The organism is Corynebacterium tuberculostearicum (assembly GCF_013408445.1).
GTDB lineage: Bacteria > Actinomycetota > Actinomycetes > Mycobacteriales > Mycobacteriaceae > Corynebacterium > Corynebacterium tuberculostearicum.
The window spans coordinates 2,426,686-2,453,172 of sequence record NZ_JACBZL010000001.1; the positions used below are offsets into that span (position 1 = coordinate 2,426,686).

21 protein-coding genes, 1 tRNA gene, 1 rRNA gene, 1 other RNA gene and 1 pseudogene are annotated in these 26,487 nt (G+C 58.1%); 15 read left to right on the forward strand and 10 right to left on the reverse strand.

Going from position 1 to position 26,487, the window contains the following annotated elements; genetic code table 11:
- Positions 1-6: 6 nt before the first annotated feature.
- A complete protein-coding gene (locus BJ985_RS11495; RefSeq protein WP_179387536.1) occupies positions 7-528 on the forward strand; it encodes a M48 metallopeptidase family protein in 522 nt (173 codons plus the stop codon).
- Here BJ985_RS11495 and BJ985_RS11500 read toward each other — a convergent pair.
- Positions 525-1,946, reverse strand: a complete 1,422-nt coding sequence (locus BJ985_RS11500) for a zinc-dependent metalloprotease (RefSeq protein WP_179387537.1) — start codon at positions 1,944-1,946, stop codon at positions 525-527. The two genes, BJ985_RS11495 and BJ985_RS11500, sit on opposite strands and share 4 nt — an antisense overlap.
- A 93-nt stretch (positions 1,947-2,039) precedes the next feature.
- Here BJ985_RS11500 and BJ985_RS11505 point away from each other — a divergent pair, with 93 nt between their 5' ends.
- Positions 2,040-3,104, forward strand: coding sequence for a YlbL family protein (locus tag BJ985_RS11505; protein ID WP_179387538.1), 1,065 nt, complete (start codon positions 2,040-2,042; stop codon positions 3,102-3,104).
- 5 nt (positions 3,105-3,109) lie between these two features.
- Here the strand turns inward: BJ985_RS11505 and BJ985_RS11510 are convergent, their stop codons facing one another.
- Positions 3,110-3,781, reverse strand: a complete 672-nt coding sequence (locus BJ985_RS11510; protein WP_179387539.1) for a beta-N-acetylglucosaminidase — start codon at positions 3,779-3,781, stop codon at positions 3,110-3,112.
- A gap of 46 nt (positions 3,782-3,827) precedes the next feature.
- The gene (locus tag BJ985_RS11515) at positions 3,828-4,364 is read right to left on the reverse strand and encodes a PPA1309 family protein (RefSeq protein WP_179387540.1); all 537 of its coding nucleotides are present in this window, start codon (positions 4,362-4,364) and stop codon (positions 3,828-3,830) included.
- 123 nt (positions 4,365-4,487) lie between these two features.
- Between BJ985_RS11515 and BJ985_RS11520 the strand changes: the two genes are divergently transcribed.
- Complete coding sequence (locus BJ985_RS11520; protein WP_179387628.1) at positions 4,488-7,445, forward strand: UPF0182 family protein; 2,958 nt, start codon at positions 4,488-4,490, stop codon at positions 7,443-7,445.
- Between the two features lie 154 nt (positions 7,446-7,599).
- Positions 7,600-7,676, forward strand: a tRNA-Met gene (locus BJ985_RS11525).
- A 333-nt stretch (positions 7,677-8,009) separates the two neighbouring features.
- Here the strand turns inward: BJ985_RS11525 and BJ985_RS11530 are convergent.
- Positions 8,010-8,414: a MerR family transcriptional regulator gene (locus tag BJ985_RS11530; RefSeq protein WP_005293770.1), complete on the reverse strand. Its 405-nt coding sequence runs from the start codon at positions 8,412-8,414 to the stop codon at positions 8,010-8,012.
- Positions 8,415-8,583: 169 nt separating this feature from the next.
- Between BJ985_RS11530 and BJ985_RS11535 the strand changes: the two genes are divergently transcribed.
- Positions 8,584-10,143, forward strand: coding sequence for a SulP family inorganic anion transporter (locus BJ985_RS11535; RefSeq protein ID WP_179387541.1), 1,560 nt, complete (start codon positions 8,584-8,586; stop codon positions 10,141-10,143).
- A 268-nt stretch (positions 10,144-10,411) separates the two neighbouring features.
- Here the strand turns inward: BJ985_RS11535 and BJ985_RS11540 are convergent, their stop codons facing one another.
- Together BJ985_RS11540 and BJ985_RS11545 are read right to left on the reverse strand one after the other, a co-directional pair.
- Complete coding sequence (locus BJ985_RS11540; RefSeq protein ID WP_005324630.1) at positions 10,412-11,641, reverse strand: IS110 family RNA-guided transposase; 1,230 nt, start codon at positions 11,639-11,641, stop codon at positions 10,412-10,414.
- 309 nt (positions 11,642-11,950) lie between these two features.
- A pseudogene (locus BJ985_RS11545) lies at positions 11,951-12,448 on the reverse strand (transposase); the annotation flags it as partial.
- 625 nt (positions 12,449-13,073) lie between these two features.
- Between BJ985_RS11545 and BJ985_RS11550 the strand changes: the two are divergent.
- Positions 13,074-13,808: a kinesin gene (locus tag BJ985_RS11550; protein ID WP_179387542.1), complete on the forward strand. Its 735-nt coding sequence runs from the start codon at positions 13,074-13,076 to the stop codon at positions 13,806-13,808.
- Positions 13,809-13,875: 67 nt separating this feature from the next.
- Here BJ985_RS11550 and BJ985_RS11555 read toward each other — a convergent pair whose 3' ends face one another.
- A complete protein-coding gene (locus tag BJ985_RS11555) occupies positions 13,876-14,319 on the reverse strand; it encodes a DUF1990 family protein (RefSeq protein WP_179387543.1) in 444 nt (147 codons plus the stop codon).
- 149 nt (positions 14,320-14,468) lie between these two features.
- Here BJ985_RS11555 and BJ985_RS11560 point away from each other — a divergent pair, with 149 nt between their 5' ends.
- Positions 14,469-15,557, forward strand: coding sequence for a trypsin-like serine protease (locus BJ985_RS11560; protein WP_179387544.1), 1,089 nt, complete (start codon positions 14,469-14,471; stop codon positions 15,555-15,557).
- Positions 15,558-15,794: 237 nt separating this feature from the next.
- On the opposite strand, the gene hisN is transcribed toward BJ985_RS11560, so the two are convergent.
- Together hisN and BJ985_RS11570 are read right to left on the reverse strand one after the other, a co-directional pair.
- Positions 15,795-16,577, reverse strand: a complete 783-nt coding sequence (gene hisN, locus BJ985_RS11565) for a histidinol-phosphatase (protein WP_179387545.1) — start codon at positions 16,575-16,577, stop codon at positions 15,795-15,797.
- Positions 16,570-17,406 carry an inositol monophosphatase family protein gene (locus BJ985_RS11570; RefSeq protein ID WP_005322319.1) on the reverse strand — a complete coding sequence of 279 codons (837 nt, stop codon included), beginning with the start codon at positions 17,404-17,406 and terminating at the stop codon, positions 16,570-16,572. The genes hisN and BJ985_RS11570 overlap by 8 nt, the downstream gene beginning before the upstream one ends.
- A gap of 60 nt (positions 17,407-17,466) precedes the next feature.
- Between BJ985_RS11570 and prfB the strand changes: the two genes are divergently transcribed.
- Positions 17,467-18,570 carry a peptide chain release factor 2 gene (prfB, locus tag BJ985_RS11575; protein WP_005326509.1) on the forward strand — a complete coding sequence of 368 codons (1,104 nt, stop codon included), beginning with the start codon at positions 17,467-17,469 and terminating at the stop codon, positions 18,568-18,570.
- Between the two features lie 83 nt (positions 18,571-18,653).
- On the opposite strand, the gene BJ985_RS11580 is transcribed toward prfB, so the two are convergent.
- The gene (locus BJ985_RS11580) at positions 18,654-20,225 is read right to left on the reverse strand and encodes an AbgT family transporter (protein WP_179387629.1); all 1,572 of its coding nucleotides are present in this window, start codon (positions 20,223-20,225) and stop codon (positions 18,654-18,656) included.
- Positions 20,226-20,295: 70 nt separating this feature from the next.
- On the opposite strand from BJ985_RS11580, the gene BJ985_RS11585 reads away from it, so the two are divergent.
- The 7 genes from BJ985_RS11585 to BJ985_RS11615 form a co-directional block, all read left to right on the forward strand.
- Positions 20,296-21,512 (forward strand): IS3 family transposase gene (locus tag BJ985_RS11585; RefSeq protein ID WP_101679514.1). Its coding sequence is split into 2 segments (ribosomal slippage): positions 20,296-20,557 and positions 20,557-21,512, totalling 1,218 coding nucleotides; the frame shifts between segments, so codons are not numbered across the junction.
- A gap of 197 nt (positions 21,513-21,709) precedes the next feature.
- Complete coding sequence (ftsE, locus tag BJ985_RS11590) at positions 21,710-22,399, forward strand: cell division ATP-binding protein FtsE (RefSeq protein ID WP_034667888.1); 690 nt, start codon at positions 21,710-21,712, stop codon at positions 22,397-22,399.
- The gene (gene ftsX / locus BJ985_RS11595) at positions 22,396-23,298 is read left to right on the forward strand and encodes a permease-like cell division protein FtsX (RefSeq protein WP_179387546.1); all 903 of its coding nucleotides are present in this window, start codon (positions 22,396-22,398) and stop codon (positions 23,296-23,298) included. The genes ftsE and ftsX overlap by 4 nt, the downstream gene beginning before the upstream one ends.
- A 44-nt stretch (positions 23,299-23,342) precedes the next feature.
- Positions 23,343-23,846, forward strand: a complete 504-nt coding sequence (gene smpB / locus BJ985_RS11600; RefSeq protein WP_005322310.1) for an SsrA-binding protein SmpB — start codon at positions 23,343-23,345, stop codon at positions 23,844-23,846.
- Complete coding sequence (locus BJ985_RS11605; protein ID WP_179387547.1) at positions 23,839-24,195, forward strand: DUF488 domain-containing protein; 357 nt, start codon at positions 23,839-23,841, stop codon at positions 24,193-24,195. The genes smpB and BJ985_RS11605 overlap by 8 nt, the downstream gene beginning before the upstream one ends.
- 62 nt (positions 24,196-24,257) lie before the next feature.
- Positions 24,258-24,638, forward strand: a transfer-messenger RNA (tmRNA) gene (gene ssrA, locus BJ985_RS11610).
- A gap of 769 nt (positions 24,639-25,407) precedes the next feature.
- Positions 25,408-26,487, forward strand: a 16S ribosomal RNA gene (locus tag BJ985_RS11615); the annotation flags it as partial.

The following is a 26,487-nucleotide window of genomic DNA, read 5'->3' on the forward strand; positions in this document are numbered from 1 at the left end:
CCTGTCATGTCGAGGACGCAGCCCACCGCACCGCAGCCCCCAGAGGTCAAAGTCATTCGCTCTGCCAAGCGGAAGAAAACCGTGCAGGCGCGCATGGTATCCGGGGTGCTCGAGGTACGCATTCCCGCGTGGATGTCCGCGCGCGACGAGCGCGAAGCTGTCGCGGATATGTTGGCGCGGGTGGAGAAGAAACAGGGCAGTGGCCGCCGCACGGACGCCCAGCTCGAAGAACATGCGCGGCGGCTCAACGCGGCGTATTTAGATGGCCGTGCAACCATCGGCTCTATTCGGTGGGTGAACAATCAAAATACGCGGTGGGGTAGCTGTACTACCTCCACCGCGGATATTCGGCTCAGTGAGCGGCTGCAACACGTGCCGGACTATGTGCTGGATTCAGTGATTATTCACGAGCTCACCCACACTTTTATTCCGCGTCACGGGCGGGATTTTTGGCAGTGGGCGGACAGGGCGCCCCACGCTGAGCGGGCGAAGGGCTATCTTGAGGCCTATCAGCGCTGGGGCTGTTAGTTTTCGCCGTCCTCGGTGCCCTTGTCCTTCTTCTCGTCTTTGCCTTCCGGCTTCTCGGACTCCGTGGACTCGTCGCCCTGCGCTGCAGAAGAATCCTCGCCGTTCTTCAGCATTTCCTCCAGCTTGGCAAACTCTTCTTCAAAGCCTTCATCCGGGCCTTCGTCCAGCAGGGAGTCGATAAAGGCGGCCGGGTTATCGAGGTGCTCTGCAGTGGGCAGGAAGTCTGGGTGATCCCAGGCCTTATCGCGCTTTTCCGCGCCTACGGCCACGGTGGCGCGGCGCCATAGCTCTGCGGCCTCAGAGACCTTCGGGGCATTAAGTTCGATGCCGACCACCTTGCTGAAGGCGTTCTCGGCGGAACCGCCGGTGCTGCGGCGGTGTGCCCATGCCTGGGTGAGCTTCGAAGTCGACGGGATGCGCTCGCCCAAGGCTTCGGTAACCACGTGCTCGGACCAGCCTTCCACCAAGGCCAATAGGGTCTCGAGACGAGATGCGGCCGCAGTGTTCTTGGACGTAATGCGCGGGGAGAGATCCATGCCCTGCAACTTGCTCATCGCATCCTGGATTGCCTGTGGATCGCCGGACTCGAGGTTGAGTTCGCGGGTGACTTCCTCCAAGTGGGAAGTATCAATGACCAGGCCAATGGCATATTCCTCCACGGAGGAGACGATGCGCTCTACCAGCCACGGCACGTGCTTAAACAGCCGCTGGCGGGCCGCCTCGCGTGCGGCAATATAAACCAGCACCTCCTGGCCAGGAACATTAAGCTCGCGGGCGACCTTCTGGATGGTCTGTGGCAACAGTGCCACCGTATTAGCTGGGGCGATGGGCAGGCCGAAATCGGAACCGGTCAGCGCCTGGGAGGCCAAATCGCCCAAGGCGTGGCCGAGCTGCATGCCAAAATTCATGCCAGACATCTGGTTCATCATCTTGGTCATGGGGCCCATCATCTCGCGCGCCTCTTCCGGCATGGAATCCAGCTGAGCATCATTCATGTACTCTGCCACTGGGGTGACCATGCGCTGCCACGCTGGCATGGTCTCCTCCAACCACTGCTTGGAATCCCAAGCCTTGGCCGTGCCGGAGGCGGTGGGCAAATAGGTGGCGTCATCAAGCCAGAGCTCCGCCAAGCGGACGGATTCCTCTACAGCCTTGGAATCGTCCGCGCTTACCGCCTTGGACTGCGAGATTTGTTGCAGGGCGATGCGCTTAGCCATGTCGTAATTGACCGGGCCGGAGTTTTCCGGCGAGTTCATGGAAGAGCCCATGCCGGATAGCATCTGACCGAACTGGTTCAGCATGTCACCGAGGCCGCCACCATTAGCGCCGCCGAATGCGCCGAACGGGTTCTGGTCACGACGTCCGTCATTATCGTCGTCATCGTTATTGGGGAAAGAAAAACCGAATCCGTTGCTCATGCGTCCTAATCTACCGGCACCATCCGGCTACTTTCCATGATCCCCGCTACGCTGACAGCGAACACTACGGCAAAGGTTGTAGGGTATTGATCCGTGAATTCTCCTGCTAGCCGTCGCGTCCGCACCATCGCCTGGGGCGCCATCCCCGTTGTCCTCACTGGTGCGTTGGTATCGCTTGACCACATCCCCGGCACCGATGTGTCTTTGACCGTCCCTTATGCCGCTGAGGGCCCAGGTCCCACGGTGGACACGTTGGGTGAGGTCGACGGCACTCAGGTCGTTGATGTTCAGGCGCCGAAAACCTATGACACGGATGGTCATCTCAACATGACCACGGTCTCCGTGCGCACCAATATGACCCTGGCCCAGGCACTGGGCCGCTGGATGATGACCGATGACACCATCGTGCCCATCGATACCGTCATTCCGCAGAACATGAGCGATAAAGAGGTAGAAGAGTCCAATAAGCAGGCCTTTACCCAGTCCGAGTCTGCTGCGACCGTGGCGGCCATGGACTATTTGCACCTGCCGGTAAAGATCACCATCGCGGAAGTACTCGATAAGGGTGCGGCAAAGGGAAAGCTGAAAAAAGACGATGTCATTACCGCAGTAGACGGTAAGGAGGTCTCGGAGCCAGGCGAGGTCCAAGACATCATCAAGGAAAAGAGCCCCGGCGATAGGGTCACGCTGACCGTGAAACGTGGTGGCAAAAAGCAAGAAGAAGAGATCGAGCTCGGGGAGAATCCCCAACAGAAGGGGCAAGCGATGCTGGGCATCGCCATGCTCTCGGTCCCGCAAGACGATATTAAGGTCAAATACAACCTGCAGGATATTGGCGGACCCTCCGCCGGCATGATGTTTACTCTGGCGGTCATCGATAAGCTCAACGAGGAAGACCTTACCGGCGGCAAATTCGTGGCCGGAACCGGCACAATTCAGGAAGACGGCGAGGTAGGCCCGATTGGCGGCATCCAACATAAAATCGCCGCGGCGCACGAGGCCGGCGCGGAACTCTTCCTTGCGCCGAAGGATAATTGCTCCGAGGCCGCCGCGAGCGACCACGGCGATATGCCCATCGCGGAAGTTTCCACCTTGGATGAGGCAGTGTCCACAATGAAAGACTTCGCGGACGGCAAGGATATTAAAACCTGCCAGTAGCCGGCCTACTTAGCTAGGCCCAGCTCCTTGATCTTCTCTTCCGGATCTTCCTGGTCAGAGGAGATCATCTGCTGCATGACCATGCCTTCTTTATTGTCCACGACGGTGATGACCGCGGTGGTTCCCAAGGTGGACCAGCCCACGACGCGATCGCCGCTGTCCTCAATGACCTGCGAGCTGCGCAGCTCGGTAAGCACCTGCGTGGTTTGCTTTGCCTTGGAGTGCGAGCGGAAGAACTGGAACTGGCCTACCTTCGGCCCAGAGCAGTTATAGGAATCGTCCCCGCCCGTGGAATCGCAGCGGTCAAAGAGAGCGAAAAGCTCCTTGGGCGCTACCGGAGCAAAGATGTCATAGGCCTTGGCCACAGACTTTTCCAACTTTTCGGTTCCGGGCTCCTTGCTTGCCGACGCCCCCTCCGACGCCTCCGAACTTTCCGCCGCGCTCGATTCAGCGCTGGACTCAGCGGTAGAAGGAGAGCTGGAGGCGGTGCTGGTTTCCCCAGTGGTATCTGCCTCAGGGCTGGTGGACTCGGCGCCGGCGGTGGTGGTTTCCACGGGGGCGTCGGCAGGCGCGGCATCGTCCGAGGAACAAGCGGCAGTGCTCACGCCTACACCCAGCAGAAGCGCTGCTGCGGTGGCGCGGGTGGCGGTCAGGCGAGTGAGGGTAGTGCGTCGCACGGTAGGAAAATGCTCCTTAGTCGCAGGCGAGAATTGTCACTTCAGTCTAATCTAGCTCATCCGGGTCTTGGCTCAGTCCATAGCGCAGGGCCGCAATGACCCCCGGGGCTACCTGTGGGCCACCGCGCAACTGGATGTCATCCTCTGCGAACGGTCCGGCCGCTTCTAGCTCCTCCTCGGTGGGGCGCAGCTGCAGCAAGGTGGTTTCGATGCCTTCTTCTCGCAGCGCTCCGGAATAAAGGCGCGCCGGGCGAGGGGAGGGGTCCTCGCTGGAGGTATCGCGGAACTTAATTTCTTGGGCCAAAATGACGCCGGCAACCTCCCGCGGCCAGGCCAAACGGGAGACATAATCCGCCAGCTGCTCAGAACCGGGCTCAATGTTTTCAGGCACATTATCTTGCACGATGAGGGTAAGCGGCGCGGCGTCCTCTTCATCGAGCGCGGCCAGCTGATCGGCTACCAAGTGGGTGGGAACCAGCGCGAAGATCGTGGGCCGAGCGTCCCAGCCTTCGGCGTGGACGAATTCCACGGCTTCGGTCATCGCGCGGTTTAAAGCTGGCTGTGATAATTCGGGGGAACTCATGAACATCCTTATTCGTTATCTGTGTATTGCTTCCTTAAGCTGGAAGAAGTCTACAGGTTTTAAATTCGCACTATTTGATTGGAGCTGGCGTTGTCCTTAGGGTCATCCACACCAGCCGCCCCGTTGAAGCGGCCCCCGCGGGTCGCGACAATCATTGCGGCCATCATTGCCGTCCTCTTGTTCTTCGGCCCCATGCTCGTGGGCATGTACACGGATTGGAGGTGGTTTGGTGCGATTGACTACCGGAACGTCTTCACCACCGCGATTATTGCGCGGATAGTCCTCTTTATCATCTTTGGTCTTATTGCCGCTGCAGTGGTGTGGGCCGCTGGCTACTTTGCTTGGCGCGGGCGCCCGGATTCGCTCGACCTTGGGGACCTGAACTCGCCGGTGTATCAGTACCGCAAGTCCATTGAGAAGTCCATGAGCGTCTTCTTCAAGGTCATCCCCGCCATCGTGGGCGTCATCGCGGGTTTCATCGGTCAGTCCAATTGGCGTACGGTGCTGCTCTTCCTCAACGGCCAGGAATTCGGCGAACAAGACGCCCAATTCCACCATGACCTAGGTTTTTATGCCTTTACCTTGCCAGTTCTGAAGTTGGTGGTTAGCACCCTATCCATCTTGTTGATCCTGGCCTTCCTCATTGCGCTTTTCGGCCACTACGTGCTGGGCGGCATCCGCATTGGCAATAAGGCCGCCGGTGTGCGCGGCTCCATCTCCCGCCCCGCCCGCCTGCAGCTGGCGATTACCGCCGGCCTGTGGATGGTAGCCCAGGTCATTGGCTACTGGTTGGAGCGCTATGAGCTGCTTAATACCCAGCACGACCTCTTTACCGGTGGTTCCTATACCGACATTCACGCCTACCTGCCGGCGAAGATCATCTTGATGATTATTGGCGTCTTTGTGGCCGTGGCCCTGTTTATGGCCGTTGTCATCAAGGATCTGCGCATCCCCGGCCTGGCAGTGGTGCTGATGCTGCTGTCCTCGCTGGTCATTGGCCAGGCATGGCCGCTGCTGATGGAACGCTTCTCCGTACAGCCCAACCGCCAGGCTAAGGAAGAAGAATCCATCACCCGCAATATCGAGGCAACCCGCTATGCCTATGGGCTAACAGATGACCACGTCACCTATGAAGATAACTGGGGTGGGGATGAAGTCTCCGATGACAAGGTCGCCTCTGATAACGCCACCATCAATAACCTCCGCCTGCTGGATCCGGAGATTCTTTCTCCTACCTTCACCCAGATGCAGCAGCTAAAGAACTTCTACGGCTTCCCAGAGACGCTATCGATGGACCGCTACGAGATCGATGGCAAGAAGCGCGACTTCGTCGTTGCCGCACGCGAGCTAGACCCGAACGAGCTGCGGGAAAATCAGTCGGACTGGATTAACCGCCACACCGTCTACACCCACGGCAATGGCTTCGTGGCAGCGCAGGCCAATAAGGTTGATGAGGTGGCCCGCGATGCCGGTTCTGCCCGCGGTGGTTTCCCCATCTTTACCGTGTCTGACCTACAGACCCAGGCCGGCGAGGCCGAAGGCGAAGGCGAGACGCAGGACGCTGAGAAGTCCCTTGGCATCAAGGTAGACCAGCCGCGCATCTACTACGGCCCGGTCATTGCTGGCGCGGCCGATGGCATGGATTATGCGATTACCGGCAAGACCGGCGAGAACCCGGTCGAGTATGACACCGATAGCTCCACCTACACCTATGACGGCAAGGGCGGCGTTGGCATCGGCAATATCTTTGACCGAACCATGTACGCCGCCAAGTACCGCGAGCTGAATTTCTTGCTTTCGGATCGCGTCGGCAGCGAGTCGAAGCTGCTGTATGACCGCGACCCGCGCGAGCGCGTGGAAAAGGTTGCTCCGTGGCTGACCACCGATTCTGCTACCTACCCGGCCGTGGTTGATGGCCGTCTGAAGTGGATTGTGGATGGCTATACCACCTTGGAATCCCTGCCTTACTCCCAGCGTGCCTCGCTTTCCGACGCCACCCAGGACACCCTCAATCCCGATGGCACCACCCAGCGCTTGGTCAATGACAAGGTCGGCTATATCCGCAACTCGGTCAAGGCCACGGTCGATGCCTATGACGGCACTGTGGACCTCTACGAGTTCGACAAGAATGACCCGGTGCTCAAGGCCTGGCAGGGCGTCTTCCCGGACGTCGTAAAGCCTGAGGCGGAGATCTCCGACGAGCTACGCGAGCACTTCCGCTACCCGGAGGATATGTTCAAGGTGCAGCGTGACCTGCTGGCGCGCTACCACGTGGATGACCCGAATGTCTTCTTCAATAATGATGCCTTCTGGTCCGTGCCGAACGACCCCACCGCGGAGGAATCCCGCCAGCTCAATCAGCCGCCGTACTACGTAATGGCCGCTGACCCGGAAACCGGCAAGCCGACCTTCCAGCTGACCACGTCTTACCGTGGCCTCAACCGCGAGTTCCTGTCTGCACACATGGCCGTATCCTCCGAACCGGAAAACTACGGCGATATCACCGTGCGCGTGCTGCCCACCAATACACAGACCCAGGGCCCGAAGCAGGCACAGGATGCGATGATGTCCTCTGACCAGGTTGCCCGCGACCGCACCCTGTGGGAGGGCACCAATGATCTGCACAACGGCAACCTGCTAGCCCTGCCAGTAGGTGGCGGAGAAATCCTGTATCTCGAGCCGATCTACTCCCAGCGCAAGGACCAGGCTTCTGCCTTCCCGAAGCTGCTGCGCGTGCTCGTGTCCTATAAGGGCCGCGTGGGCTATGCCCCGACCATCGGCGATGCCCTTGAGCAGGTGGGAATCGATGCCAAGTCCGCCCAGAACATCGAGGAAGTAGACGGCGAATCTGAGGACAAGGACGGCGCCAAGGATAAGGAGGACAAGGACGAGTCCAAGGACGATAAGCCTTCGGCTCCAGCTTCCGCTCCGTCTTCTTCTGATCAGGCTGGCGCAATCGATGACATCAATAAGGCTTTGAAGGGCCTTGAGGATGCACGCGATGGTTCCTTCGAGGAATACGGACGCGCCCTGGACGAACTCGATAAGGCAGTTGAGTCTTATCAGAAGACGGAAAAGTAGTTCTTTCACTCTTTAAAAGCGGTGATTAAGGCACCTGCCCAGCGGATTTGGGTAGGTGCCTTTCCCTATGTATAGTTACATGAGTCGCCAGGACAGAGCGAATACACTTTGTGTTAACGTGCTGTTCAAGCGCAGATGATGGAAGTCATCTCGACGCGGGGTGGAGCAGCTCGGTAGCTCGCTGGGCTCATAACCCAGAGGTCGTAGGTTCGAATCCTGCCCCCGCTACCAACTTCCAAGCCCCTACCAGGAGAAACACTGGTAGGGGCTTTAGTTATTTCTCTTAAGGCGCACGTCCTGGGACTCAAATCGGGACTTTAGCGATGGCATTTTGTCACTTAAGCCGGTTTGGAAGTGATGGGGTTAAGTGACAATTTTCGATTTTGTGACCTTGGATGACTGTGTCGTTTTGAGGAGTCGTCTGCACGGATTTCAGAAGTCCTCTGTACTATCGCCATCCACTCCGGAGAGGCCGCGGGCGTTCGTCCACTTCATCTGGAACGCGATTCGACAGAGCGCATTCAATACGATGGTCTTTTTCTCCCTGCGAAGGATGGGGGCAGTTTAGGGTGCCAGGGTGTTGACCAGATCGAGGAATTCCTCAGCGTAGGCAATTTGCTTGCGTAGCTTTTCGTAGCGGGTGCGCGTCTCCTCACGAATGTCGGCAAGGGTGGCCTTGGCATTACTCCGTGCCTGCTGTGCGGTATCACTGTCCTGCCCGCCATCTGAACTATGAAGAATCTCCGCAGCTTCCAGGAATTCCCGCATCTGATCCAGAGTAAACCCCAGCGGTTTCATCCGTCGCACCAGCAAAACACGACGTACATCAGCCTCACTATAAAGCCTGAACCCACCAGGGCTACGCCCCGATGGGGTAATCAGGCCGACGTTGTCATAATAACGCAAGGTGGGAATCGACAACCCCGTCTGGTCAACGACCTCGCCGATCTTGAAATTACTGTTTTGCATTGCCTGTTCTCCTTCACGGTGATGTTGCCCACGGGTTCCTGTGCCTGGGTTGGCGGTTGAGTAAAACTCCCGCTACCATGACCACCATCACCAAACCTAAAGTTACTAGAGGGTTGGATTCCTTTCGGGCGTTCGCCCAGTTACCTATCCCCTCAAAGATTGGACATCTATGACTGAAACTAGCACGGCGGCCCCCCGCCCCCTCCTGAGTCCAGACGGCGCTGATGCCCCTACCGGGATCATCGCATCCTTCCGTTACGCATTTTCTTCCCTCGCCCGTATCCGTATAGAGATTCTGGCCGGACTGGCGGTATCCCTGGCGCTGATCCCTGAGGCCATTGCCTTTTCCATCCTTGCCGGTGTTGACCCAGCCATGGGTCTGTTTTCCTCGGTAGTCATGGCCATTGCGATCGCCTTTACCGGTGGCCGCCCGGCAATGATCACCGGCGCCACCGGGGCTATTGCCCTAGTCATTGCTCCTGTGGCGCGTGGTTACGGGATGGATTATTTCATCGCCACCGTCCTGTTGGGCGGTGTCCTACAAATCGTGCTCGGCGCCCTCGGTGTGGCGAAACTTCAGCGTTTTATCCCCCGATCGGTGATGCTGGGTTTCGTCAATGCACTGGGCATTATGATTTTCACCGCCCAACTCGAACACCTCATTGATGTGCCTTGGATAGTCTACCCACTCGTCGGCTTGGGTGTGGTGATCATGATTTTCTTCCCCAAGCTCACCAGTGTGATCCCCGCCCCGCTGGTCACGATTATCGTGCTCACCGGTTTGGTCATTGCCGCCGGTTTGACTGTCCCGACGGTCTCGGACATGGGCAAGATGCCGGAGACCTTACCGTCCCTGTTTATTCCGAACGTGCCGTGGACGTTGGAGACCCTGCAGATCATCGCGCCTTATGCCCTGGCCATGGCCGTGGTCGGTCTCATGGAATCGTTGATGACCGCCAAGCTCGTCGATGACATCACCGACACTCATTCCGATAAAACTCGTGAATCCTGGGGACAGGGGGTGGCTAATATTGCCTCCGGTTTCTTCGGCGGCATGGGTGGCTGCGCGATGATCGGTCAAACCATGATCAACGTCCGCGAATCCGGGGCACGTACCCGCCTATCCACCCTGTTAGCCGGTGTGTTCCTGCTGGTCCTGGTCCTGGCACTGGGCGACATCGTTGGCATGATCCCGATGGCTGCGCTGGTGGCAATCATGATCATGGTCTCGGTCGGCACCATCGACTGGCACTCGGTGCATCCACGCACCCTTAAACTCATGCCGGTCTCTGAGACCATTGTTATGGCCGTGACGATTATTGCCACCCTAGCCACCAGCAACCTGGCCATTGGTGTGGTGTTGGGTGTGGTCACCGCGATGATCATGTTCGCCCGTCGGATGGCACATATCGCTTCCATTGAAAAGGTCTCCGAGATCGACGGCGACGGCGATGGCGAGATTGATACTCGTACCTACCGGGTGCATGGCCAGTTGTTTTGGGCATCAAGCAATGACCTGGTTTATCGCTTTGATTACACCGATTCTGCCCGTCATATCACTATTGATCTCACTGAGGCGGAGATCTGGGATGCCTCCACGGTCGCGACCTTTGACGCGATTACGCAGAAGTTCCAGGACAGAGGCAAAACCGTGTCCATTATCGGGCTCGACGGTCCCAGTCAGGACCGGCTGAACCGCCTGTCTGGCCGGCTTGGCACCGGCCACTAACATCCCCCGACTCGAGCACATCGACTTGGCGCCCCAACTTATAACCGGGGCGCCAGTTTATTGGTGCTGTTGCAAAGTTGGGGCATAGGAAGAGCATAAAAGAAGCGTAGCGGTTAACCGCTACGCTGTGTTGTGGGGCTTTTGACTTTTTACGGTGCACGTGTTTTAGTTAGTGGTTCGTTTCTTTCCTCGGGTGATTGCGACGGTATTCCTCGACCAAGTGAGCAATACCCGGCGCAGCCTGGGAGCGTGATGCTCCTATGTTGTGTCAAGCTGATTTGAGAAGTTCTTCATAAGCCAACCTCAACTCCGGCAAAGGGCGCTTGCCGGTTTCGATATCACTGATTCTCGCCGGGGCACACCCGAGTTTTTCAGCAACCTGGGCTTGCGATAACTGCCTCTCGATCCGTCGAGCTTTGAGTTCATCAACCTCTACCTGGCCCGTTGGAAGAACGGCCTGACCCAAGCACAACACCCGGTAGACCTCCCTGACAATGGCGCGTTTCAGACACCGTAAGATCTCCTTTTTCGACAATCCTTCCTTGGTGCGTTTGGCTACGTAGTCCCTGGTGCGTTGGTCATGATGCATCCGCACCAACGCGATCCGATGCAACGCAGAATTCGCCCGACGATCACCACCCCGGTTGAGACGGTGCCGATGAGTCCGTCCAGAACTAGCCGGAATCGGTGCGGCCCCGCACAGATGAGCTAATGCTGCCTCGGAGTGAATCCGGCCTGGATTATCCCCCACACTGACAATCAGATCAGCAGCCACCACGGAACCACACCCAAATATCGAGGTCACATGCGGATTGATCATCTCAACCAGGATACTGATGTGTTTTTCCAGCTGCGTACCCTGTTTCTGTAAATCACGATAGGTGGTGGCTAATGTCTTCAACGCGAGGAGCACCCCATTTCTGGGGTCGGCCAGGTCAGCTGATGGTCGGCACCGGGACAAGGCCTCCACCATGACCAATGTGGACATCGCACTATAGCGGCGTCGAATCTCATCGGGTGCTGTGACCAGCAACGATTTGATCGTTGTCATCAGTTTCGCTGCTGTCATCACGAGCTGACGGCGGGTGATCTGCAACCCACGGAGGGATTCCACTGGCCCGGAAGTGTCTTTCGGGATGCTTAAGGCTTCCCCGGTGAGCACCTGGCGGGCGGCAGCGACAGCATCAACGGGGTCTGATTTGCCGTCCCGGCGTCGAACGGCCCGGGTAGGGCGTAAGACTTCTACGACTGAGTATTTCTGGGTGCGAAGGTGGCGTGTCAGGCCTGCTCCATAGGAGCTGGTTCCTTCCACACCGACGGTGGTGACACCGTAGGTTGCCATGAACTCTGAAATCGCCACGTAGCCAGGGTTGGTGGCGGGGAAGGTGTCGGTGGCGATGTGCCGGCCGGTGTCCGAAATAACGGCAACAGTGTGGGTATCGGTGTGGGTGTCGATTCCGGCAACGGGGCCGGTGGGGCAGTCGAAAGTGGTAGACATTGGGGATCAGGTCCTGTCTGTGAGCAAACGTGCGGGTGACCCGCGATCCGGGGTTTCCGGGCAGACAAGACGCTGATGGGACGACTACACTAGACACCTGCCGGGGTGGTCACGGTGGAGACGTCACGCTCCTATAAGGTCATGGGCGGATTCACCAGATTGCGGTACAGGGTCGGAACTAACATGGAAGACAGATCACGCTGAAGGCACATGAGGAGATCATGGCCAGTCAAGAAGTGGGTCATTCCACGTGGTTCCGATCCTGTATTCCCATTATCAGCGTCAAGTTGTTTGTGTGTGGGGCTGGGTTTATAGGTATTTGTCGAAGCGGTCGGGGTAGGCCACGGCCATTTGGTTGATGGCATGTTTCCACCCGTTGGTTTTCGCCCCTTCAATGTAGCCGTTGCACTCAGTTGCCCGTTTCGCCTTCTTCACACGCTGGGCGGCGTGCTTGTCCTCGATGTTGCAGATCATCAACCATAGGGTCTTCAGCGCCGCGGTGTCGTTCGGGAATTGGCTGCGGTTACGGGTGGCTTTGCGCAGTTCAGCATTCAGCGATTCGATGGAGTTCGTGGTGTAGAGCACCCTGCGGGCTGCCGGCGGGAACTGCAGAAACGGCACGAACCGATCCCACGCACCACGCCACACCTTGACCGATTGCGGATACTTCCGTCTCAGCTCGGACGCCTCGAACGCGTTCAGGGCGGCACGCGCGGTGTCCTCGTTCGGCGCGGTGTAGACCTCCCGCAAAGCGCTGGATACGGGTTTGCGGTCCTGGTAAGACCCCCACCTGTTCGCCGTCCGGATCCACTCGTTTTAGCACCGGGGGATGCTCACTCGCACTGGCGGTCAGATAATGCCGTCAAGGCGTGCGTGGCGCTCTACCAAGATCTCGGTGCCCAGCTGGGTGATGAAACCATTTCTTCCATGAGGTCTCACGCCTGTCGCACAGTGCTCAACAACTGCGCGATCGCTCGCGGAGTTCCCGCCGAGATCCGAAGCGCTTTCTTTGGGCACACTGAGGCGATGAACGCTCGAAACTACACGGACCTCACCGACGTTTCGGCCATGCAGTCAGTGCTCACGGGTGGTGCACTAGAGGGATGATTCTGAATGATTCCAAATGATAGAAAACAAGCTTAAACAGCATGGCCAGAATTGAATAACACCAGTTAGGCTCGAATCTAATCCGATAGCCCAGAGGTCGTAGGTTCGAGTCCTGCCTCCGCTACCAACTTCCAGGCCCTCATCGGTTCGCCGGTGAGGGTCATTTTAGTTTTCTGATCTCCATCAGCAGGCGCATTTGTGTAATACACGTTTCGTTTCCGCCGCAGGGAATAGGATGCCCCCGACAAAGTTTTTCGTGCATGCTTCCGAACTTTCTGGAACCCTAGAGGAGAGAAGATAAATCTATTTAAAGGAGTACGCAGCAATGGCGAATAACCTAGGCCACGAAGTTGATTTGGACCGCAACGAATATAAGTACCTAGCGTCTGAAGACAACGCGTCTTCGTCGGCTAAGGCTAACGAGTCCGCGCATTCCGGCGCAGGCGCTGCCGCTGCAGGCGCCGGCGTTGCAGCAGCAGGCGCCGCGGGCGCAGCCGGCCTATCCACACCAGTAGGCAAGCAGGCTGCGGATAATGCAGAATCCACCGCCAGCAAGTACGAGCCGCAGAATCACGTCGTCGCTGGCGCCGACGAAGAACATGTAGGCACTGCCCCCGAGCAGCCGGACCTGCAGGAGAAGCTGGATGAGGATAACTCGGACTATGCGCCAAGCCAGCACATCGTAGGTGGCGCGAAGGAAGAGCACATTGGTTCTGCCCCGCAGCAGCCGGACCTGCAGGAGAAGCTGGACGAAGATAACTCGGACTACGCACCGAGCCAGCACATCGTAGGCGAAGCAAACGAAGAGCGTGTTGCTACTGCGCCGAACCAGGACAACGTCAATGGGCAGCAGTCCTCTGAGCGCCTGGATCAGCTAAAGGGCAAGGCATCCGAGGCTGGTAGCGCCGTAGGCGATGCGTTCCAGCGTGCTAAGGGCTTCGTGGAGGACAAGGCACACGAGTACCAAGAGGAGTCCACGAAGAAGGGTGGCTTCTTTGACCGCGTCAAGGGCGCTGTGCGCGATGCTCGCGAGTCCATCGAGGACAAGCGCAAGAACTAACCAGCGCTGATATTAAGCCGCTTTCCCAGGGTTCGGGGAGGCGGCTTTTGTCGTATGCGCAATCCTGCTAATCGTCTAAGGCGCGAAGGTAGAGTCGGCTAATCAGCAGGCGCCTTGGCACGTCCACAAGGGGGCGCAGGAAGGGGAGGAAGGGCTCGGAGGCGGCGTCGATAAGAAGCAGTGTGCGGCCATCGCGCAGGCGCTCAAGGGTGAAGGTTTCTTCGCCGCGCTCGAGGTGTCCGGGAAGGGTGCCGTAGGTGAACCCGCAGCGGCCGTCCTCGTGGAATACATCGACCACGCGGCAGCGAAAGTCCCACGGACCGAGGCCCATGGTGACCTCCGCGCCGAGCTCCACCACCTCATGGGTGGGGCGCACGCGGAAAAGGCCGCTGCGTTGGATTGACCAGCGGAAAAGCCGGTGTGCGGCGGTATCAAAATCAGCGTCGATGACTCGTGACATGTGCAGCTGCGGAAAGCCAGAAGTATCGGAATAAGACAGCGGTGTGACCATGCGTCCGATGATAGGGGAGGGGTGATCACCCCCGAATTCTGGAAGAAATATAACGGCTTGGACACAGTCACAGGAGTTTGCTGTTTCCACAATTTTTTCGTGCCAGTATCGAGCTTGCACGATGTTGACAACTGAAAGTAGGTACTTTGATGCTTCGCATTCCGCACCTTAAGAAAGTCCTGGTGGGCTCGGCTTTCGCTGGTGCGTTTTTCCTGGGCTCCCCGGCTGCAGGCGCTCAGGAATTGCCCCAACCGGATTTCGATTCCGCAGGGATTATTGACCAGGTCCGAGATGGCCTGGCTGGGGTAGGCATCCACACCCCGCAGGTGGATAAGAACGTCACCGACGCCGTAGATTCCTCTGTGCGCAACGCGCAGCAAGCCGTGCAGCATACGGCCCAGCAGGCGCAGTACGCGGAGCCGATGACCAACCCGAATCCCATCGGCCTAGCGGAGCAGGCCACCCAGCCGGAGTTTAAACCTAAGGGCACCAATCCGAATTACAAGTGGAAAAATGATGGATTTTCTAAGGTGGCTGCCGGTAAGCCACAGGCTGACTATGTGCTGCACCGCGTGCCGGGTTCTTTCTTTGATGCCCCACGCATTCCAGAAGAATCTGTTGCGGCCATGAATGAGGGCGAGTCGCTTTATGGCCCCGGCACCCCGGTTTATGTCGATGAGAAGATGATGTGCACCCTGACTGTGGCGGGCAACGATAATGCTGGCCGCAAGGTTGGGCTTACCGCTGCGCACTGCGGCAACGTGGGGGATTCGGTCACCTCCGCCGATTCGGAGCAGATTGGCCCAACCGGCACCGTGGTGTCCAAGAATGAAGACTTGGATTACGCCGTCATCGAGTTCGGCTCTAAGGCCAAGGTATCCCGCTCCTATAATGGTGTGACCGTCAACGAGTTGGGCGGTGGCGTTAAGCCGGGGCAGCAGGTGTGCAAGCAGGGTGTTGCCACCGGGAAGACCTGCGGCATGACCTATCAGCAGGAAAAGAAAATTCAGGTTAACCAGGTATGCGCCATGATGGGCGATTCCGGTGCACCGTTGTTGGTCAACGGCCGACTCATTGGTTCGATTACCGGCGGTTTCCTGCCGGTGAATTTCCCGTGCCGCACCCCGCTGCAGGGTCCGGTGCATAACCCAACCGCCGCAAACACCATGGATGCAGTCTTGGCGGATATGAACCGCCGCGGTGGCGTAGGTGCTGGTTTTACATTGCCTGAGGACTAGCCTCGCCAATCCTTTTGCCCGCTTTCCCAGCCTTGGGGAGCGGGCTTTGTGCATCTTTGGCTGGTGCTAATAACCACAGCCAGTGGGGTATAGCGTGAATTACTTGCGAGCCCTATCCAGAAGCCAGCCAGAGAGCCGCGTGATAGTGCAGCCGTCCTTATTGTCACGCACCCGCCGCTAACCCGGATGCGAAACGCTGGGCGGCAGGTGCGTGTTACTTCAGCTGCGGAGAAATCCCTAGCGCTGCAGTGCGGCTAGGGCGTGCTTGTGGAGCAGGCCGTTGGAGGCGACGCCGGATCCGCCGTGTGGGCCGGGGTTTCCGTCCAGATCCGTGAACGTACCGCCGGCCTCGGTCACGATGAGGGAGGGCGCGGCGAGGTCCCACAAGGACACCTCGGGTTCGGCGGCGATGTCTACCGCGCCTTCGGCCACGAGGCAGTAGGACCAGAAATCACCATAGCCGCGCAGGCGCCAAGTCTTGTCCGTGAGCGCGAGGAACTGATCGCGCAGGCCGCGTTCGGCCCATCCGGTCAGCGAGCTCATGGCCAGCGAAGAATCGGCGAGCTTTTCCACGTGGGATACGCCCAAGCGCTTCGGCTCGCCGCCGAAAACGCGGAAGGCACCAGCGCCCTTGGCTGCATACCACCGGCGGCGCAGGGCGGGTGCGGAAACCACCGAAACTACCGGCTCGCCATCTTCCAACAGGGAGATGAGCGTGGCCCATACGGGGACGCCACGCACGAAGTTCTTGGTGCCGTCGATGGGATCGATGACCCACTGGCGGCCCTTATAGCAGGCCTCGCCGCCGTATTCCTCACCCAACACTTCATCGCGCGGGCGGGAGCGCTTAAGGGATTCGCGGATTTGCTTCTCACAGGTGAGGTCCGCATCCGATACGGGAGACATATCTGGCTTTTCCTTGACGGAAAGGTCCGAGGCCTCGAAACGATGCATGGTCACTACATCGGCATGGCCGGCCAGCTCGAGCGCGAGGCCCAAGTCTTCTTTAAACTTACCCACGGAGCCAATCCTCCATCTGATCCACTACCTGTTTATTGCCGGCCAGGCACCATTCGACGCCGCCGGCTTCTACCTTGCGGGCAGCACCGCCGGCTGCCTCCACGAGGGCTTTGCCGGGGAACCAATCCCAATCCGCCACCGAATGCTGCATCCATGCGCCCCATGTGCCATCGGCCACGGAGGACAGGTCAACAGAACCGGCACCGAGCATACGGACTGTAGCAAAGTTTTCCGCCACGCGCTGCCATGCCCCGCGGATATCCGCATCCACCAGCGAGGTTGGGTGCAGATACGTGGATAGTGAAATCTGCTCGGCCGGCTTCTCCTCTAGGCGAGCCACCTCTTTCCCGTCGAGGGAAGTGGGGTAGTCCCGGCCGCCGAACCAGGTATAGCCCATGGCGGGGCGGTGGACGGCGCCGAGGGTGATCCCGGTGGCGTCGGTAAGCGCGAGGGCAGAGCACCAATAATCGGAGCCGGAAGAGAAGTTGTAGGTGCCATCGACCGGGTCAATGACCCAGGTACGGCCGGACTGGGACTCGCGGGCCGCACCCTCTTCGCCGAGGATGCCGTCTTCCGGGCGCACTGCCTCGAGCACGCCCGCAACGAAGCGCTCGGCCGCCCTGTCTGCATCCGTAACCACGTCCGAGATAGAAGTCTTTTGCTCTACGTCGACGCCCATCTCGCGCAAGCGCCAGGCCAGGCGGCCGGCGTTATAGACAAGGGCCTGCGCTAGGTGCGCATCCCCGTCATCCGCGTGCGCGACAATGAAGGTCTTGATGACCGCGTCGATCATCTCCTGCAAGCTCGGCTTTTGATCCATGCCCACCATTGTCACCCTAAACGCGGCCGATGGCTAATTATGCCGGCCGGGTGGGTAGGATTGGGGCCTATGCGTCCCGAAGTAACAGCACGGCTCAAGCAATTGGAAACCACCCTGACCACCATCGAGAAGGTCATGGACCCGGAGGCTTTGGCTGCCCGCATTCGGGAACTAGAGGCCCAAGCCGGCGACCCGTCCCTGTGGGATGACCCCGCCCATGCGCAAAAGGTAACGTCCGAGCTTTCCGCAGCGCAGGCTAAGGTTCGCAAGCTGGAATCGCTGCGCGGGCGGCTGGAGGACATGCCCGTGATGTACGAACTCGCGGAAGAAGAGGGGGATACCTCCCTGGCGGATGATGAGCTCGATTCCCTGGAGTCTGCCATCGAATCGTTGGAGGTCACCACCATGCTTTCTGGTGAGTATGACCCGCGCGAGGCGGTTATCAATATCCGCTCCGGCGCCGGCGGTGTGGACGCGGCCGACTGGGCCGAGATGCTCATGCGCATGTACACGCGCTGGGCGGAAAAGCATGGCCACAAGGTCGACGTCTATGACATCTCTTATGCGGAGGAGGCCGGAATCAAGTCCGCGACCTTTGTCGTCCACGGTGAATACATGTACGGCCAGCTGTCCGTGGAGCAGGGTGCGCACCGCCTGGTGCGCATTTCGCCCTTCGATAACCAAGGCCGGCGCCAGACCTCCTTCGCCGAGGTCGAAGTTTTGCCGGTGGTGGAGCAGACCGACCACATCGATATCCCGGATAATGACGTGCGCGTCGATGTCTATCGGTCTTCTGGTCCGGGCGGCCAGTCCGTCAATACCACCGACTCGGCGGTGCGCTTGACTCACATTCCCACCGGCATTGTAGTGACCTGCCAGAACGAAAAGTCGCAGATTCAAAATAAGGCCTCGGCCATGCGCGTGCTGCAGGCGAAGCTGCTGGAGCGCAAGCGGCAGGAGGAACAAGCTGAGCTCGATGCGTTGGGCGCCGGTGGCAACGCCTCTTGGGGCAATCAGATGCGTTCCTATGTGCTGCACCCGTACCAGATGGTCAAAGACTTGCGCACCAATTTTGAGGTGGGCGATCCCTCCAAGGTGCTCGATGGCGATATCGATGGCTTCCTTGAATCCGGTATCCGCTGGCGCATGCAGCAACAAGAAGACCAAGCTTAGGTCCATACTGATCGGGCTGAATTGAACGCGAAAAGGCCGAACTGAGGGGAGAAAATCCTCAGTTCGGCCTGATCTCTATGGACTTAACCCGCGTAGTCCATCGGTGCGCCCGGTCCCAGCGGGATGCCGATGAGATACCAAATGACAAAGAAGACGAACCAACCCACGATCATGCACAGAGAGTAAGGCAGGGCGAGCGACATCAAGGTACCCACACCCGCGTGCTTGTAGTAGCGCTGCAAGAAGGTCAACGCCAGCGCGAAGTAGGGCGACATTGGGGTGATGATATTGGTTGGGGAGTCACCAATACGGAAGAGCATCTGGGAGACTTCGGGGGAGACGCCCACATACATCATCATCGGTACGATGACCGGGGCCATCAGCGCCCACTGGGCGGAACCGGAGGTGATGAAGAGGTTAAGCAGTGCGACCATGGCCACCAGTGCCGCAAACATGACTAGCGGTGGCAAGGACCAGTGTTGGAGCAGTTCGGAACCCTTGATGGCGGTCCATACGCCGAGGTTGGACCATTCGAACCAGGCGAGGAACTGTGCCACCGCGAAGAAGAGGACCAGCATGGGGACAAGGGTCTCGATGCCCTTGGCCATAAACTCCGGTACATCAGCAAAAGACTTCACGGTGCCTGCCGCCAAGCCGTAGACGATGCCGCACACCAAGAAAGCCAGGGCAATCGGCACCGCGATGGCGCTAATGAGCGGCGACTCCATGAAGCTATCCCCTTGGCTTGCCAGCGGGGAGCCAGGGATAAATAGGAGTGCAAAGAAGGCGGCAAGGAAGAGCAAGAGTGCGATGCCGGAAGCAATCAAACCGCGCTGCTCGTTGGGCTTGATGCGCATCGCTTCTTCATCGTCGGTGAAGTCGTACTCTTCATCCTCCTCTGCATTCGCGCCGGCCCCACCGGCGGCCTTGGAAAAAGACACCTCTTCATAGTTGATGTGATCGTGGTCCACCAGCTCGCGAGCCTTTTTGACCATGAGGAATTCCGTGACCGCGGTAATGATGAGCGAGAGCACGATGGCGGATGGGATGACAAAGAAGATATTGGCCAGCGGGCTGACCTCATATTCGGGGTCCACAAACTGTGCAGCCGGGGTAGAAATACCCGCCAGCAGGAGGTCGGTGATATTGAGAATCAGCGAGGCATTAAAGCCGGCTGACGATGCCGCAAAGGCCACCATCGCGCCCACGATGGGGGAGCGGCCCACGGCGTGGAAGGCCATTGCACCCAGCGGAATTAAGATGACGTAGATGGCGTCGGAGGCTACGGAGCCGGTCACGCCGGCCAGCGCCACAACGAAGGTCAGCATTTTGGCGCTGACCTTAGTCACCATCGCGCGCACCAACGCGGAAAGCAGGCCAGACTGCTCCGCCACGGCCACGCCGAGCATCACGGCAAGGATGACGCCGAGCGGCGGGAAGCTGGTGAAGTTCTCCACTGCATCAGTAACCATGCGCGAGATATTCTCGGTGGTCAGCAGGGATTCTACTTCGATGGTTTCGCCGGTCTTGGGGTCCTCTGCGGTCATGCCAATGAGGTGTCCTAGCCAAGAAGTCACAGCGACGATGGCTGCGAGGATAACGAAGAGCCAGAAGGGATCCGGCAGTTTATTGCCAATCTTTTCTACAGTGCCCAGGAAGCCGCTTTGAGGTTACCCTCGTTTAGTGGACACCCTATTTGTGCGGATCTTGTGTCCGTAGGAGAGGATGTTCATTGTGAGTCAACAGCGCAAGAAGTACACGCCGGAGTACCGGCGTGAAGCCGCGAACCTTGTAATCGAGTCAGAGCGCCCGATCGCTCATGTGGCTAAGGAGATTGGCGTCTCCGCCGGGCTTTTAGGCCGGTGGGTCAAACTCGAGCGTGAACGCCGAGGGGCCTCGGATGGGATGAGTGAGGCTGATCTTCGTGCTGAGAATGCTCGTCTGCGCCGTGAGTTGGCGGAAGCCAAGATGGATAATGAGTTCTTGTCAAAAGCGACAGCCTTCTTCGCCGCGAAGCAACGCGAGCAGAAAAGTTCGAATTGATGCAGCAGGAGAAGGCAAACTACAGCATCAAACGCATGGCACGGCTATTAAAAGTGTCTCGGTCTGGATACTACAAATGGGCTGATACGCAGCAGAAGCGACTATCTGGCGAAAATGATCGTGCTGCATTTTACGATGGCGTTGACCGAAAGATTCATCAGATTTGGAAAGACTCCGATGAGGTTTATGGTGCTCCGCGGATCACCGCAGAACTTACCGAGCGCTACCAGATCACCCTGAATCGCAAGACTGTGGCTAAGCGGATGCGCATGATGGGCATTGAAGGGATTTCACCGCGTGCCTTTGTCCCGGTGACAACGATTCAATCCAAGCGTAAGTCAGCTCTTCCTGACCTGGTCAAGCGCATGTTTGATACTGGTGAGCTCAACCGAGTGTGGATGTCGGATATTACCTACCTACGCACCAGCGAGGGATGGTTGTACTTGTGTGCGGTCCGCGACGGCCATTCCCGCAGGGTGCTGGGATGGGCAATGGATAGCGTTCAAGATACATGCCTGGTCGAACGGGCCCTGCGGATGGCACATACACTGCGCGGTGACGTTCCTAATGGGCTGGTGTTCCACGCTGACCGCGGAACGCAATTTACCAGCGAGAAGCTCTGGGAAGTCTGCCATAACCTGGGCATTGCTCAGTCTGTGGGGCGTACTGGTGTGTGCTTTGATAACGCGATGGCTGAGTCGTTCTGGTCGACGCTTAAAACCGAGTTCTACGACCGTAAGCGTTGGCCTACCCGCGATGCTGCGCGCAAGGCCGTTGCCTACTGGATGGAAGTCGTTTACAACCGTCGGCGCCGGCACTCTGCACTAGGGATGGTCAGCCCCGTCGACTTCGAAAACCACATTGGTCTAACCACCAGTAGAAAAGAAATAGCTGCCTAAGCACTAGGTAGCCCCACTACGTGTCCACGATTTGCGGGCAACCCCAGCTTGCAGAACGTGGCTTTTCTTTAGTTTCGGTTTCGGCCATTGTATCGGCACTTTCTGTCGATTGGGTCGGAACAAATTAGTGTCTTAGACCACATTACTTAAATATAGTTCACAGCGCGGTGTCAACTTTAGTTGCTACAGTGATTCGCGTGATTAGATTCGACAACGTGACTAAGGCCTACTCCGCCGCGTCTCGCCCAGCGCTCGACGGGGTGTCCTTCGAGATTGCGGATGGTGAATTCGCCTTCCTCATTGGTCCGTCCGGCTCCGGTAAGTCCACCTTCCTGGAGTTAATGGTGCGCTATAGCAACGTGACCAAGGGCGATATTTATTTCGATGATTTCCACGTCAACGAGCTTTCGGGCAAGCAGATTAACGCGCTGCGCCAGTCCATTGGTTATGTATTCCAGGACTTTCGCCTGCTTCCCAAGCTGACGGTATATCAAAATGTGGCCTTTGCGCTGGAGGTTATTGGCAAGAGCAAGTACCGGATCTCTACCTCGGTCCCGCAGGTTTTGGACCTGGTGGGCCTCGAGGATCGCCGCGATGCGTATCCGCACGAGCTTTCCGGTGGCGAGCAGCAGCGCGTGGCTATTGCGCGCGCGGTGGTCAATCGGCCGAAGCTCCTGCTTGCCGACGAACCCACGGGCAACCTCGATCCCTCCACCGCCGACGAGATCATGGACCTGCTGCTGGGCATCAACCGCCGTGGCACCACCGTGGTCATGTCCACCCACAATGCCCGCGCCGTCAATAGGGCACGCAAACGCGTACTGGAGCTGCGCAATGGAGTCCTCGTGCGCGACGAGCACGAGGCGATGTATGAGGGGGAAGCATGAAGCTAGGGTTTATTTTCCGCGAGGCTACCAAGGGTCTTGGCCGCAACCTGACCATGACCATCGCCATGATCATCACCACCGCCATTGCGGTAGGCCTCGTTGTTGCCGGCATCATGGTGACCAACCTGACCAAGGACACCAAGGAGATTTACCTCGACCGCGTCGAGGTCATGGTCCAGCTCAATGAGGACATTTCCGCCGGTGACCCAGACTGCTTAACCCCGTCTTGCGCGGATCTCAAGAAGCAGCTCGACGCGGATGATTCCGTCGAGTCCGTGGAATACCGCAACCGTGCGGAATCCTATGAGCGGTTCAAGGAGCTTTTCCAAGACACCGACCCCGTCATGGTGGAACAAACCTCGCCCGACGCACTGCCGGCAGCGTTCCACGTGCGCCTGAAGGATCCAGAAGACGCTTCTGCGATCGATGCGATTAGGGATAATCCGGCGGTAGAGGACGTCGTCGACCAGCAGCAGGAAGTGCGCGATGCCGCAAGCAACCTGGATGCTATTCGCAATGCCACCTTTGTGCTGGCTATCGTGATGTCCGTGGCGGCCATCTTCTTGGTGGCCAATATGGTGCAGATCGCCGCGTTCCACCGCACCCGCGAAACGGAAATCATGCGCATGGTGGGCGCAAGCCGGTGGATGACGCAGGCGCCGTTTGTGGTGGAGGCCGTACTGGCCTCGCTCATCGGCGTGGTGTTGGGTGGTGCCGGTATCTTCCTAGGAAAATCCCAAGTGGTGGACCCATCCCTGCAAGGCCTGTATGAATCCCAGCTGCTCGCCCCCATGAAGTCCGGAGACCTCTGGATTGCCCTGCCTCTCGTGGCCTTGCTGACGCTGGTGGTTACCGCCGCCACGGCGCATATCACCCTGCGGTCCTATGTGCGCAAATAGCCCGTTTGCCGGGCCGGCTAAAAGGGCACTACACTGCCATAATTATGGCTAAGAAGGGCAAGAAGAATAAGAAGGCGGCCTCCGGCGAGGCAACACTCGCTACCAACCGCCGGGCCCGGCATGACTACAAGATCCTCGAGGAATACGAGTGCGGCATCGTCCTGCTCGGTACCGAGATCAAGTCCTTGCGGGAGGGAAAAATCTCGCTCAATGATGCCTTCGCCACCATCGACGATGGCGAGGTGTACCTGCGCAACCTGCACATTCCGGAATATTCCATGGGCTCGTGGACGAACCACAGCCCGCGGCGCACCCGCAAGCTTTTGCTGCACCGCCGCGAGATCGACAAGCTTTACGGGCAGGTGCGCAACGGCAATAAGACCTTGGTCCCGCTCAAGGTCTACCTCAAGAATGGCTACGCGAAGCTTTCGCTCGCGCTGGCCCAAGGTAAACAGGACTACGACAAGCGAGAGGATATTAAGCGTCGCGACCAAGACCGCGAAATTTCCCGCGAGCTCGGCCGCCGCGTGAAGGGCATCAATGTTTAAGACGGCGAAGGTTCACGACGTAGTAAAGGGCGAGGACACCATCCATGGCACTGGGGTGCTGGTGGATCGGATGTGGCCCCGGGGCGTCGCCAAGAGCGACCTGGCCTACGACGAGTGGTTCAAAGACGTCGCGCCGAGCCCCGAGCTGCGCAAGTGGTGGAACCACGACGAGGATCGCTTCGACGAGTTTGCCCGCCGCTACAAGGCCGAGCTCGATGACAATGACTCCGACGAGCTCGCCCAGCTGCGTGCGCTTGCCGACGCCACCCTCCTCTTCGCCGCCGCCAACCGCACGGTCAACCATGCGGTAATCCTCAAGGAGTGGTTAGAGGAGCACTTGAGGAAATAAAAGCGGGTGGGGTAGTGTTGAACGAACCGTAGGGAAGACGCACTATCCCGTCCCTACAGCATGGGGTTGATTTGGTTTCGACTTCGTGCACTGCGCCAGGGGAAGCGTGCCGGTGCAGGCTAACGACCACCGTATAAGCGTCGTAGCAACCAATAAACGCAGAGAAGAACTCTCAGCGTGACTACGCCCTCGCTGCCTAATTACAGCGACGCGTGTCTGTCAGCCTAGGTTTCGTTCCTGACCTAGAACCTGGCATCGACTAAGGAACTAGCCGGCTGGCCGGGTCATCAGGACCAGTCGGGACTTTTACTGGTGACTGGGCCCATCATCCGGACGAGTTCGCCCGATCCGGAGGGCCGAGCAGAGATTCTGTGCGGACTGCGCACGGAGAAGCCCTGGCAAGGTGACGAAGGACCCGGGTTCAATTCCCGGCAGCTCCACCGTTAGGCCCCCGAGAAATCGGGGGCCTTTTTCCATGCAATGGCTTTTAGATCTGCGAACCCTCTCCTGCAGCACTGAGAGGAGGCAATCTCGCAGTGGAGTTGGGGGCCTTTTATATAGCTTAAGTTGCCCACCGAATCCTGCCTTCGGGACGCGGAGTAGTCGTCATGTAGTGCGGAAAAGCCCCGAAAAATCCGACCTGTGCTGGGGATTTGTCATTGGTGGAGGGGTTGGACTACATTAATCCTAGTCGCCGCGAGGTAGCCGGGAGGTTACTTTTGAGCGAATTTGGTGCGGACTTGGTTCGATGATTTGACAGGGTTCATTGAGTTGAGTAAGTTTGTACGAGCCGCCAACGAGAGGTTAACGGTAGGTTAATTTTTTGTGGTGTGTGGATGATGTTTGAGAACTCAATAGTGTGCCAATGTACTTTTTATTTTTTGTGTGCATGGTTGTGTGTTGATTGGTTTGTCTGCCAATGAGCCTTTAGGTGGTTTGTTGGTTGGTGTGTGCCGGTTGGGTATGTGAAACGCGTACCTATTTGAATGCTGTTTGGTGTTTCGGCTGCATTGAGATGGATTGGTTGGCATGTGATTGTGTTCAACTTTTTTGGTTTCCTTATTTTTGACCCCGTCGGGTTGAGGGGACTGTATTTTTTCTTTGTAGTAATTTTTTGGACGCCAGCACAGGCTTTTGTGGTTTGTGGTGGTTTGTTCTTTTGTTGGGTTTCGGGCTTTTCACGGCCTGTTTCGGATGTTGTTCTGAAATTTTTTTGTGGAGAGTTTGATCCTGGCTCAGGACGAACGCTGGCGGCGTGCTTAACACATGCAAGTCGAACGGAAAGGCCCTGCTTGCAGGGTACTCGAGTGGCGAACGGGTGAGTAACACGTGGGTGATCTGCCCTGCACTTCGGGATAAGCCTGGGAAACTGGGTCTAATACCGGATAGGAGCCATTTTTAGTGTGATGGTTGGAAAGTTTTTTCGGTGTAGGATGAGCTCGCGGCCTATCAGCTTGTTGGTGGGGTAATGGCCTACCAAGGCGGCGACGGGTAGCCGGCCTGAGAGGGTGGACGGCCACATTGGGACTGAGATACGGCCCAGACTCCTACGGGAGGCAGCAGTGGGGAATATTGCACAATGGGCGCAAGCCTGATGCAGCGACGCCGCGTGGGGGATGACGGCCTTCGGGTTGTAAACTCCTTTCGCTAGGGACGAAGCTTTTTGTGACGGTACCTAGATAAGAAGCACCGGCTAACTACGTGCCAGCAGCCGCGGTAATACGTAGGGTGCGAGCGTTGTCCGGAATTACTGGGCGTAAAGGGCTCGTAGGTGGTTTGTCGCGTCGTCTGTGAAATTCCGGGGCTTAACTCCGGGCGTGCAGGCGATACGGGCATAACTTGAGTACTGTAGGGGTAACTGGAATTCCTGGTGTAGCGGTGAAATGCGCAGATATCAGGAGGAACACCGATGGCGAAGGCAGGTTACTGGGCAGTTACTGACGCTGAGGAGCGAAAGCATGGGTAGCGAACAGGATTAGATACCCTGGTAGTCCATGCCGTAAACGGTGGGCGCTAGGTGTGAGGGTCTTTTCACGACTTTCGTGCCGTAGCTAACGCATTAAGCGCCCCGCCTGGGGAGTACGGCCGCAAGGCTAAAACTCAAAGGAATTGACGGGGGCCCGCACAAGCGGCGGAGCATGTGGATTAATTCGATGCAACGCGAAGAACCTTACCTGGGCTTGACATACACCGGATCGGGCTAGAGATAGTCTTTCCCTTTGTGGCTGGTGTACAGGTGGTGCATGGTTGTCGTCAGCTCGTGTCGTGAGATGTTGGGTTAAGTCCCGCAAC